Here is a 12,652-nt window from a genome sequence, read left to right as displayed (position 1 = left end):
AAACAAATGTAAGTATGTAAATAAAAGCCAGTACCATTTTAATCTAAATAGTACTGGCTTTATATCATACTGTGCACATGCTTAAATTTAAGCTTCTTTGTCTTTCAATTCTTCAATATAATCAATGGCACTTTGTGCGGCGATACTACCATCACCTGTTGCCGTAACAATTTGGCGTAAACCTTTATCGCGCACATCTCCAGCAGCATAGATGCCAGGAACCGCTGTACTCATGTCGTCTTTAGTTACAATATAGCCAGTTTCATTAGTAATACCTAAATCAAGGAATGGTGCAGTTAATGGTTTCATACCTATATAGATAAACACACCATCTGCATCTAATGTTTGTTCTGAACCATCTTTAGTTGATACGAGTGTCACTGAACCAACTTTTCCATCTTTATCGTTAATTGATTTCAACGTGTGACTCCAAATAAAGTTGACTTTATCATTTTTAAATGCACGATCTTGCAAGATTTTTTGTGCACGCAGTTCGTCTCGTCGATGTACAATCGTTACTTTGTCTGCAAATTTCGTTAAGAAGGTTCCTTCCTCAACTGCTGAATCACCGCCGCCAATAACAAATAGATTTTTATTTTTAAAGAAGGCACCATCACATACAGCACAATAACTTACTCCACGGCCACCTAATTCTTGTTCACCAGGCACGCCTATTTTTTTATATTCTGCACCTGTAGCAATAATAACTGCACGTGCTGTCACTTCTTTATTACCAAGATGAATGACTTTATAGTCACCTTGATCTTCAATAGATTTAATATCCCCGTATTGATATTCAGCACCGAATTTCTTTGCATGTTCAAACATTTTAGTAGAAAGATCTGGGCCTGTAATCATTTCAAAGCCTGGAAAGTTTTCAACTTCTTCTGTATTTGCCATTTGGCCACCTGGCATACCACGTTCAATCATAACTGTACTTAAGTTCGCACGTGATGCATAAACCGCTGCTGTCATACCGGCTGGTCCAGCTCCGATAATAGCAACGTCATAATTTACTTCAGTCATTTTATATGCCTCCTCGTTTATCTTTACCATGCGCATTATAAACCATAATCATTACCGATAAAATTTATATGCTCAACAAGTATTTTACTGCTGAATCTAACTTATATTTTGTGACACCTAGCCAATCAAAGATTTCTCGTTTTGTCATTTTTAATGCTGTGTGGCGATAATAGAGATATACATGTGCAGCTAAATAGCGTTCCATTTCATTATAATCCACTTTACTTGCAATAAGTGCTTCTGCGGTATCAATCCAACTAATAGACAGTTCCATATCTTGTTGCAGTTGTTTATTTTTATATAATTCAACTAAGCCACGATGGATAAAATCTAATTTTGTTAGTTTCAGTCCTTGTATCAGATACGTTAAATATAATTTTTCATAATCTGTCATTTCTTCTAAAATGGCCCATATTTCTTCTGTCATAAATATTTCTTTACCATTTAATTGATTAAGTAAAAAGATACCGTATAGTCTATAATGATTATTATCATGAAGTAATAATGGCAGTACTTTCTGATTAAATTTTTCTTTACTATCCTCAAGCGTCCATGGAGGTGGACCGACTTCGTTTTTTGCCAAATGCTGGAGCTTTTTCCACATGGCTTCACTTTCGATTTCATTTCCTAGGTAATAATGGTTAAAGCTTAAAGCATTGTACATTTGAGGTGAGGGAAATTTACTTTTACGATAAAGTGGTAGTAATAACTTTTGAGACGCTTCATATTGCTTTAAATAACTAAGAATGATACCAAGTTTAAATCTCTCGTCATCGTTCATTGGTCTAATCTTTTTCATTACTTTCATATATTTATTAAACTTTTCTTTATTATTAGTAATATATAGCACCAATGTATAATGACATAATGCGTATACGTCAGAGGAATCTTCTTTTAACAAACGCTCACATATTCTTTTCGCTTGCTGATATTCTCGTAAATAGATATGACATAGTACAAGAGAATTTTGAACAATGTGTTGTTTGCGCAGTGGGTGTTCTAAATGAGAAATATAATTTTTAGCATCTTCAAAGCGTTGTTGTGTCAGTAAATATTGAAATACATATTGGAATGAAACTAGCATTACTTCCGTGTAAAATTTTTCTTCATCATCGTATTCTACCTGATGTACGTCTTCAAAGATAGCTCTTATATCCACGTCCTTAGACATAGCAGCACTAGACATGGCAAAAATAAACCACTTATAATGATCTTTCAATTTGAAATAAACATTGCTAATATTGTTAAATGCCGAGCGAACATGTTCATTTTTAGCAACTAAATCAAAATTAATCGCAATTGCTTCTTTGTATCGTCCCAACTCTTTTAATGCAGTTGTATAATTGGTAATAACTTCAATATTATCTGACTCATGTTCCATTATTCGACTGTAATATTCAGCTGCCTGTTCCCAATCTTCATTTTCAAATTTTTCGTCTGCCATTTTAAGATAAAAATGATTATTAAATTTCACATGTATGACATTATCATCTTGTTGATTCACTGTTGGTCACCTCACTTCCTATGTATTTGAATTGGATTACCGCAAGCAAAACAACCATCTGGAATATCTTTCGATACAATTGAACCCGCAGCAATAATCACATGCTTACCAATATATACGCCTGGTAAAATCGTCACATTGGCACCTATCATCGTATGGTCTCCTATTATCACTTGACCTTGTCGATATTCATCAACAAGAATTTCATGAGTTAATATTGTAGTATTATACCCAATCACACAGTTATCACCAATGCTTATAAGTTCTGGATAAAATAAATCTGGTGTTACTTTATAAGCAATTGCAGTAGCTTGACCGATAGACATATTTAAAAAGCGTCGATAGACATATCGCTTCAATGGCATGCTAGGAATAAAACGACAAAATTCTATAATAACGGTTTGCTTCAACACTTTTGGAAAACGAATAAAACGATACATATGCCATAATGGATTAATGCCTGTACTACTACGTTTTTGTAATCGTCTCATCGCTTAACCTTCGCCGTCTGACTTGGCCAGGTAAGTGGACCTGCATCTTTATAAACTGGGGCTTTATATTTTAAACGTCGGTAGACAATAAAAGTTAAACCGACGAGTATCAAAATGATTGAAACAAGTTGTGCCACACGAATATGACTTGTCAACATTAAGCTATCGGTACGTAGGCCTTCAACAAAAAAGCGACCAATAGAATACCAAATTAAGTAACTAAAGAATGTTTCTCCAATTCGTAAATACTTACGCAATGTTAAGAGTATGACGAAACCAGCAACATCCCAAATGGATTCATATAAAAATGTCGGATGATAATATGTACCTTCAATGTACATGTTATTGATAATAAACTCTGGAAGATGTAGTTGTTCTAAAAACGCACGTGATACAGGACCACCATGCGCTTCATGATTCATAAAGTTACCCCAACGACCAATACCTTGCGCTAAGATAATACTTGGCGCAACAATATCACCAATTTGAAATGGATGGAGGTTTCTTAGCTTACATATAATTATTCCAGTGATAAACCCACCGAGTAACCCACCGTGTATCGCTATACCACCGTGCCAAATTTTAGGTATCTCAGCTGGATTCTGTGCATAATACGGCCATTGAAAAATAACGAAATAAATTCGTGCTGCTAAAAAGCCAAATAATGCACAGTAAAAAATAATATCTACAAGTGTGTCTTTATGTAATCCTACATTGATTAAACTCTTTTGGGCGACAAAATAGCCCAGCAAAATGCCACAAGCAATAATAATCCCATACCATTTTATCGATAAAGGGCCTAATTCAATTGCTACTGGATTTATATAACTTACCATTAAATTCATACGTTAGTGCTCCTCATGATTATGTCCATTTTTTCTAATTTCTGCGTTCAAACGTTCGTTAAATTCCTCGGCAGTATTAATGCCCATGATATTTAAGCGATAATTCATGGCTGCAACTTCAATAATAACTGCCACGTTTCGTCCTGGTCGAACTGGAATTGTTTTCTTTGTGATTTCAGTATCTAGTATGCGTAATTTTTCTTCATGTAAGCCTACTCTATCGTAGAGTTTTTCTTTATTCCAATTTTCTAAATTAATATTTAGTCGGATTTGCTTTTCTGTCAAAATGGAACCTGCACCAAATAGAGTCATCACATTGATAACACCTAATCCACGTATCTCAAGTAAATGTTCGATAAGTTTTGGCGGTTTACCAATAAGTTCGTCTTTAGATATTTCTCTTATTTCAACGTTATCATCGGCTACTAGACGGTGTCCACGTTTGACTAATTCAAGTGCTGTTTCACTTTTCCCAATACCTGAATCTCCGGTGATCAATACACCTACGCCATAAACATCTACTAAAACGCCATGCAACGATGTAGAACGCGCAAGTTGATGTTCTAAAAAAGTTGTAAGTCTACTCATTAAACTTGTAGTCGCATCGCTAGAGACAATTAATGGTGTATTCATTTCAGTGGCAGCTTCAATCAATTCTTTAGGCGGCTCTAAACCTCTTGTCACTATAATAGCAGGCGTATCAGGTCGACATAATTTTCGCATACGACCTTGTCTTTCGTCATCTGGAAGTAAATTATAAAATGATAATTCTGTCGTACCTAATAACTGAATTCGGTCTGATGCATAGTGCGAAAAATAACCTGCCATCTCAAGCCCAGGTCGTGAAATATCCGTATTCTTAATTTGTTTATTTAGTCCTTTTTCCCCAACAAGCAATTCTAACTTTAATAGCTCAACTAACTTTTTTGTTGTAAGCATGGGTTCACCTCAAAACGTAACTTGAAATTGTTCACTTCTTATCATATCAAAAATATCACACCAAGTTATATAAAAGTTCATTCAAAATGGAATATTTATAATACGATACCGTAATATCATATTATTGTCGTTACACTGATATATTTCACAGCAACAAAAATAAATAACATCAATCAAAGTCACACTTAACTGAAGCTTTTAATCGGATATAATACATGTCTGGAGATGATTGTTAGAAAAATAACCAGTAAATGAATTCATGAGAAAACTCATTTACTGGCTTCTATACAATACGTTGTACTATTGACGTCTTTCTTAAGCCTACCTTCAGCCTATAGTCAAAATACATATCAAACTAGTTCAATTGTTATTCTGCTTTATCACGTGCTAAGACATTTTTCAAATATTGTCCTGTATAGGATGCATCAACATTTGAAATTTCCTCTGGTGTTCCAGTGGCAACAATTGTACCGCCACCATCGCCACCTTCAGGCCCTAAATCAATAATATGGTCTGCTGTCTTGATTACATCTAAATTGTGTTCAATGATGACTACCGTATCACCGTTTTCTACTAATCGATTCAAAACTTTAAGCAAACGTCGAATATCATCAACATGCAATCCTGTTGTTGGTTCATCTAATATATAAATCGAACGTCCCGTTGATCGTTTATGCAGTTCTGAAGCAAGTTTAACACGCTGTGCTTCACCACCAGATAACGTTGTAGCTTGTTGTCCAAGTGTAATATAACCTAAACCTACATCAACCAGTGTCTGCAATTTTCGATGAATTTTAGGTATATTTTCAAAGAAATGTGTCGCTTCTTCAACAGTCATGTCTAATACTTGCGCAATATTCTTCCCTTTATACGTCACTTCGAGCGTTTCTCGATTGTAGCGTTGTCCATCACAGACTTCACAAGGTACGTATACATCCGGTAAGAAATGCATTTCAATTTTGATAATGCCGTCACCTTTACATGCTTCGCAACGACCGCCTTTAACGTTAAAGCTAAAGCGTCCTTTTTGATAACCTCTTATTTTAGCTTCATTCGTTTGTGCAAAGACATTGCGTATATCATCAAATACACCCGTATAAGTCGCAGGATTTGATCGTGGTGTACGACCAATTGGCGATTGATCAATATCGATAATTTTATCTAACTGTTCCATACCGATAATCTTGTCATAGTCACCTGGCTTAACTTTTGAATTGTTTATCGCTTGAGCTAGCGCTTTGTATAATACTTCATTCACTAATGAACTTTTTCCGGAACCCGAAACACCAGTGACAACATTCATTACTGACAATGGAATGTCTACATCCACATTTTTCAAATTGTTGCTTCTAGCACCTTTAATACTTAATTTACGTTCAGTAATCGCTCTTCGATGTTCAGGTACGTCAATGCGTTTTTGACCACTTAAGTATTGACCAGTGAGCGATTTCTTATCTTTCATAACCTTGTCTGGGGTACCACTCGAAACAATTTCTCCGCCATGATTTCCTGCACCAGGACCAACATCAACAAGATAATCCGCAGCGCGCATCGTGTCGTCATCATGTTCGACAACAATAAGTGTATTGCCAAGGTCTCTCATTTCTTTCAATGTATGAATTAAACGATCATTGTCGCGCTGATGTAAACCAATAGATGGTTCATCAAGAACATACAATACACCTGTTAATCGTGAACCTATTTGCGTTGCTAAACGAATACGCTGTGCTTCTCCACCTGACAGAGAACCTGATGCTCGATTTAATGTTAAATATTCTAGACCAACATTATTTAAAAATGATAATCGTGCAATAATTTCTTTTAAAATTTGATTAGCAATTGCTCTATCTTGTTCAGACAGCACTAAATTCTTAAAGTAATCTAAAGCTTTACCAATCGAATATTCGACAACTTCACCGATATTGTATTGACCCACATAAACAGATAGCGCTTCTTGACTTAGTCGTTTACCATGGCATGTTTCACATGGCAATTCAGTCATATATTTACTCATCATTTCACGTGTATATTCAGAAGGTGATTCATGAAAACGTCGACTAATATTAGGTAAGACACCCTCAAAAGTCATTTTTCTATGACGTGTACCACCATTTCTACTAGAAAAAGAAAACTCAATTTCTTTGTCTCCAGAACCATTTAATAAAATATTTTGCTGTCTATCCGTTAACTTTTTAAATGGTTTATCCATATTGATTTTGTATACCTCACATACTCGGGCAAGTAATGTTGGGTAAAAATCTGAACTCGTAGGTTCCCATGGTTCAATGGCTCCTTCATTTAACGTCTTATTCTTATCTGGAATAACTAAATCTAAGTCAACCGTCAACCTTTGACCTAGACCGTCACATGTAGGACAAGCACCAAATGGACTATTGAAACTAAACATTCTTGGTTCCAATTCACCGATTGAAAAGCCACAAATAGGACATGCATGATTCTCAGAAAATTTAAGATCTTCACCATCAATAACATTGACTGTAATGTTTCCTTCTGCTAATTCTAAACCCGTTTCAATTGAATCAGCTAATCGTGTTTCAATACCTGGCTTCACAACTAAACGATCGACAACCACTTCAAGCGTATGATTTTTATTCTTATCTAGTGGTGGGACTTCATTAACATCGACGATATCACCATCCACTCTTAAGCGTACATATCCTTTCTTACCAATGCTTTCTATTAACTTTTCATGGCTCCCTTTTCTATGAGAAATCACAGGTGCCAAAATTTGAATTTTAGTACGTTCTTCAAGTTCTAATATACGATCAACCATTTGCTGAACAGTTTGGGACTCAATCTCTATACCATGATTGGGACAATAGGCTTTACCTACCCTAGCATAGAGTAAACGAATATAATCATATATTTCCGTTACTGTAGCCACTGTGGAACGTGGATTTTTACTTGTCGTCTTTTGATCGATAGATATTGCAGGAGATAAGCCTTCAATCGTATCAACATCAGGCTTATCCATCTGTCCTAAAAATTGCCGAGCATATGCACTTAATGACTCAACATAGCGACGTTGCCCTTCAGCATAAATGGTATCGAAGGCTAATGAAGATTTTCCAGATCCCGACAATCCAGTCATAACGATTAATTTATTTTTAGGCAGCTCAATATCGATATCCTTTAAATTATGCGCACGCGCCCCTTTAACTACTATACTTGGTCCTTTCATGTAACTGTCACCCTTCTGATTTTAGTTCAAACAACATATCTCTTAACTCTGTTGCTTTCTCGAAGTCCAATTCTTTTGCTGCTTTTTTCATTTCTTTTTCGATATTTTCAATTGTTTTTTGTCGTTCTTTTTTCGTCATTTTCTTAGGAACTGTAGTTTGCTCTTGTGCATTTGTTTCATCATTCTCAACAGTAGCACTGATAACATCGTGTATCCGTTTATGAATCGTTTGCGGTGTAATACCATATTTTTCATTGTGTGCGGTTTGTATTTCACGACGACGTTGAGTTTCGTCTATGGCGTACTTCATAGAATCGGTCATCTTATCTGCATACATGATGACTTCACCTCGATCATTACGCGCCGCACGTCCAATCGTTTGAATTAATGACCGATTTGAACGTAGGAAACCTTCTTTATCCGCATCTAAAATGACGACTAACGATACTTCTGGTATATCAATACCCTCTCGTAATAAGTTAATGCCAACAATGACATCATACGTACCCATACGTAAATCCCTAATGATTTCAATACGTTCTAATGTTTTAATTTCCGAATGAAGATAATTTACTTTAATTCCCGCTTCTTTCATGTACGTTGTTAGATCTTCACTCATTTTTTTCGTTAATGTTGTCACTAATACGCGTTCATTACGTTCAACACGTTCTTGTATTTCGCCTAATAAATCATCAATTTGATTTTCGGTTGGTCTGACGTCAATTTTAGGATCTAATAGGCCTGTAGGTCGAATAATTTGTTCTACCATTTCATCCGTATGTTCTAGTTCATAAGGTCCCGGTGTAGCTGATACATATACGAGTTGCTTTGTCTTATCCTCAAACTCTTCAAACATTAACGGTCGGTTATCTAGTGCACTCGGCAATCTAAATCCATGATCCACAAGCACTTGTTTACGTGCTCTATCACCGTTATACATGCCTCTTATTTGCGGTAAAGTTACGTGTGACTCATCTATCATAACTAGCCAATCATCACCAAAATAATCTAATAATGTATAAGGAGTTGATCCCAAAGGTCTTAATGTTAGGTGTACTGAATAGTTTTCAATCCCCGAACAAAAACCCATTTCTCGCATCATTTCCAAATCATAATTTGTCCGTTGCTCTAAACGTTGTGCTTCTAATAATTTATTTTCAGCTCGTAATTCCTTAAGTCGTTCTTCAAGTTCCTTTTCAATTCGTTGAATCGCTAATTGCATCTTCTCATCTCGAGTGACGAAGTGAGAGGCTGGGAAAATAGCGAAGTGTTCTCTTTCTCTCAACACTTCACCCGTTAAATAATTTACTTCTCTAATACGATCAATTTCATCGCCAAAAAATTCCACCCTGATGCACATTTCTTCTCTTGAAGCTGGGAAAATTTCTACGACATCGCCACGCACTCTAAAAGTTCCGCGTTGAAAATCTATATCATTTCTAGAATACTGAACATCGACTAATTTTCTTAAAAGTTCTGTCCGCTCCATTTCCATACCGACACGCACACTAACAACTAAATCCTTGTATTCTTCAGGATTACCTAAACCGTAAATGCAACTCACACTTGCGATAATAATAACATCATCGCGTTCAAATAAAGCACTTGTAGCTGAATGGCGTAACTGGTCGATTTCATCATTAATTGAAGCATCCTTTTCGATAAATGTATCTGTGGAAGGCACATAAGCTTCTGGTTGATAGTAATCATAATAACTAACAAAATATTCGACTCTATTTTCTGGGAAAAACTCTTTGAATTCACTATAGAGTTGACCTGCCAAGGTTTTGTTATGGGCGATAATCAAAGTAGGTTTGCCAACCTCTTTAATTACATTGCTCATTGTAAATGTCTTACCTGTACCAGTTGCTCCCAATAATGTTTGATGTCGCTTACCTTCATTAATGCCCTTAACAATCTTTTGAATTGCTTGAGGTTGGTCACCTTGTGGCTCAAATTCAGATTTTAGTTTAAATGGTACGTGCTCAACCATATTAAGATACGCCTCCTATCGTTTGTCTCATCATATACTTTGCTCGATTTATTTTCTATTCTAACAGATAATTCAACAAAAATACAAACGTTTGTTCGCTAAACATCCCGTTAAATCTTTTATTCTTTTAAACAAAAAACAAACACAGTGTTGCTACTATGTTTGTCCTTCTTCATGGTCAGTTTGAACTGCTAGCGTTTATCATATTTTTAATTTTAAACATCATATTCGACGTTCGTTAGTCATTATCATGTGATTGATGTAATTTAAGATTATCAATGATAACATAACCAGCTAATAATGAAACGACATCTAAAAATATGATCCATTCATTGTGAAAAAAACCTTTATATATGGACGTTGCAATTAAAATCAATGCGACCAGCGTTCCAATCCATTTATTTCTTGTTACAACACTAAACAAGACGACTAATAAACATGGAAATAACGCAGCACAGACATACCAAATCATGATGTTCACCCATTTCTTTGTTTTAAGATTGACATCGTTGTCTCGCGTAATTCTGTTCTAGGAATAAAGTTTTCGGTTAACATTTCTGGAATTACATTCTCAATAAAGTCTTGCACCGAAACTAAATGATCAAATTGAATTATTGTTTCTAGGCTATTTTCATATATTTCGAAAAATAAGGGTTCAGGATTACGTTTTTGAATTTCTCCAAACGTTTCATATAGTAAGTCTATTTTATCAGCTACTGCTAGTATTTGCCCTTCTAAAGAATCATCTTTTCCCTCTTGTAATCTCTGGCGATAAATATCTTGATAAGGTTCAGGAATCTCTTCATTGACAAATGTATTTACCATTTCTTCTTCTACTTGGGAAAATAACATTTTAAGTTCTCTACTTGCATACTTCACTGGCGTTTTTATATCACCAGTAAACACTTCAGCAAAATCATGATTAAGTGCCTTTTCATACAAACTTTTCCAATCAACTTCGTTACCATGATGTGCCTCAACGGTTGCTAAATATTGTGCTATTTTAGTGACTTTAAAAGAATGCGCAGCAACATTATGTTCAAAATATTTAAATTTACCAGGCAATCTTATTAACTTTTCTAAGTCTGATAATCTTTTAAAATACTGGTGAATTGCCATACTAGTCATCCTTTCTATTATTTTATCGCTGATGATACTTAGCTTTATTATACCAAGCAACTATGTTAAAGAAAGTAACTCTATCATAAAAAATAAATAAAGGTGAGACTTCCTCAATGCATTTGCATTCAAAGCCTCACCTTAATTAAGCTGTTGTTATTAATGAATATATTTATAACTGCTCACATTATAAATTGAACGATGTGTGACATTATTGAAATGTCCATTATAATTCATTTCAGATACATAAATAGAACCATTGCTGTTCACACGTTCAACTACGCCAACGTGTCCATAATAGCCTGCACCTGTTTGGAAAATCGCACCTACTGCTGGAGTATTATTAACGGTAAATCCAGCTCTTTTTGCTGAATAAGCCCAGTTATTTGCATTGCCCCAAGTACTGCCAATTGAACGTCCTAATTCACTACGACGATTAAAGACATAGTATGTGCAGTTGCCATATGCATATAGGTTGCCTTGATTAGCTACAGATTTATATTTGTTAGGCGCTGGTGATGAACCATAATGGTAGCGATGATGTGTTACTGCATTATGATGTGCTGGCGCTGATGTTTGTTGGCCGTTGTATGATGATGCTTGCGTATTATTATGATAGCTTTGAGATCCTGCAGTGCCAGAAGTCACATGTGATTGTGAGCTTGTTGTTGCATTTGCATGTGTTAACTCATCAAAAGTTAAATCATGTTGTTTATCATATGATGTTGTCGATGTAACTAAATGCGCAATATCTTGTGGTTGATTTGACGAAGATACTTCGGTATAAGTTGCACCATTAATATTAGTACCAAGTAATGCAGCACCTTTGCTAGAAACTGCGATTAAGTCCCCCGGATGAATTAATTCAGTAACTCCTGGGTTAAAGTTATAAATATCTGTCACTGTAATATGATGAGCAGAAGCAATTGAATTTAATGAATCGCCTGATTTCACTACCACGATATCATTTTCAGAATAATTATTTGCTGTTACAGCTTCTGTATGTGATGTATCTAAATTATTAATCGTTGTTTGCGCTTTAACTGGTTTAGCCGGAGAAGCATCCGCAATACCATTTACAGCTAAAAATGCGGCTACTGATGAAACTGTTGCTGTTATTGTTTTCTTCATGATGTCATTCCTTTTCATTTGTAGTCTGATTTAATCTTAGACTAGCATAAAGTCGTTGCGAATTGGCTATTGTTATCACTATGTAACATAAAGTTTATATTTTCCCTATATTTTGATGCATTTACTAGGGTTAAGTAATATAAATAACTGCATTTTACATCCATTTTGTTTAGTAATGCGTAAACAAACAATCAAATCTTAGAGTTTTAGCAATTCTAAAAGCAATAAATTTTTTACAATAAGTTCCAACCTTACTATTTCTATACAAGGTGTCTAATAAAAAGCATTACGCTATCTTAATATAATGTTGCGTTACCTATATTTAAAACGAGAGCGGGACAGAATTCATAATGAATTCTGTCCCGCTCTGGCAAGGTTGACTAGGATTGAAATAAACTTGGT

At 35.2% G+C, this 12,652-nt stretch carries 10 protein-coding genes; all 10 read right to left on the bottom strand.

Annotated features, from left to right (window positions below; translation table 11 throughout):
- Nucleotides 1-87: 87 nt before the first annotated feature.
- The 10 genes from trxB to HMPREF3267_RS09315 all read right to left on the bottom strand — a co-directional run bounded on the left by trxB (nucleotide 88) and on the right by HMPREF3267_RS09315 (nucleotide 12,250).
- On the bottom strand, nucleotides 88-1,026 hold the full coding sequence (gene trxB, locus HMPREF3267_RS09360; RefSeq protein WP_002479331.1) for a thioredoxin-disulfide reductase: 939 nt from the start codon (nucleotides 1,024-1,026) through the stop codon (nucleotides 88-90).
- A gap of 64 nt (nucleotides 1,027-1,090) precedes the next feature.
- Complete coding sequence (locus HMPREF3267_RS09355; protein ID WP_062078673.1) at nucleotides 1,091-2,530, bottom strand: tetratricopeptide repeat protein; 1,440 nt, start codon at nucleotides 2,528-2,530, stop codon at nucleotides 1,091-1,093.
- 11 nt (nucleotides 2,531-2,541) lie between these two features.
- Nucleotides 2,542-3,021, bottom strand: a complete 480-nt coding sequence (locus HMPREF3267_RS09350; protein ID WP_002479333.1) for an acyltransferase — start codon at nucleotides 3,019-3,021, stop codon at nucleotides 2,542-2,544.
- Nucleotides 3,018-3,866: a prolipoprotein diacylglyceryl transferase gene (gene lgt, locus HMPREF3267_RS09345; RefSeq protein WP_062078671.1), complete on the bottom strand. Its 849-nt coding sequence runs from the start codon at nucleotides 3,864-3,866 to the stop codon at nucleotides 3,018-3,020. Before lgt ends, HMPREF3267_RS09350 begins: the two co-directional genes overlap by 4 nt.
- Before the next feature lie 3 nt (nucleotides 3,867-3,869).
- Complete coding sequence (gene hprK / locus HMPREF3267_RS09340) at nucleotides 3,870-4,805, bottom strand: HPr(Ser) kinase/phosphatase (protein WP_002459707.1); 936 nt, start codon at nucleotides 4,803-4,805, stop codon at nucleotides 3,870-3,872.
- Between the two features lie 367 nt (nucleotides 4,806-5,172).
- A complete protein-coding gene (gene uvrA / locus HMPREF3267_RS09335; protein WP_037544764.1) occupies nucleotides 5,173-8,007 on the bottom strand; it encodes an excinuclease ABC subunit UvrA in 2,835 nt (944 codons plus the stop codon).
- Nucleotides 8,008-8,014: 7 nt separating this feature from the next.
- Nucleotides 8,015-10,000, bottom strand: a complete 1,986-nt coding sequence (gene uvrB / locus HMPREF3267_RS09330; RefSeq protein WP_002459709.1) for an excinuclease ABC subunit UvrB — start codon at nucleotides 9,998-10,000, stop codon at nucleotides 8,015-8,017.
- Nucleotides 10,001-10,238: 238 nt separating this feature from the next.
- Nucleotides 10,239-10,472, bottom strand: coding sequence for a CsbA family protein (locus tag HMPREF3267_RS09325; protein WP_002459710.1), 234 nt, complete (start codon nucleotides 10,470-10,472; stop codon nucleotides 10,239-10,241).
- Nucleotides 10,473-10,477: 5 nt separating this feature from the next.
- Nucleotides 10,478-11,119, bottom strand: a complete 642-nt coding sequence (locus HMPREF3267_RS09320) for a YfbR-like 5'-deoxynucleotidase (protein WP_002479337.1) — start codon at nucleotides 11,117-11,119, stop codon at nucleotides 10,478-10,480.
- A gap of 159 nt (nucleotides 11,120-11,278) precedes the next feature.
- Nucleotides 11,279-12,250 carry a COG3942 and LysM peptidoglycan-binding domain-containing protein gene (locus HMPREF3267_RS09315; RefSeq protein ID WP_062078669.1) on the bottom strand — a complete coding sequence of 324 codons (972 nt, stop codon included), beginning with the start codon at nucleotides 12,248-12,250 and terminating at the stop codon, nucleotides 11,279-11,281.
- Between the last annotated feature and the right edge of the window lie 402 nt (nucleotides 12,251-12,652).

It is taken from the genome of Staphylococcus sp. HMSC62D11, assembly GCF_001839145.1.
In the GTDB taxonomy this organism is placed as follows: Bacteria; Bacillota; Bacilli; order Staphylococcales; family Staphylococcaceae; genus Staphylococcus; species Staphylococcus lugdunensis.
Note: the sequence above shows the minus strand (reverse complement) of the source record. Positions and strands in the feature narration are given on the sequence as shown.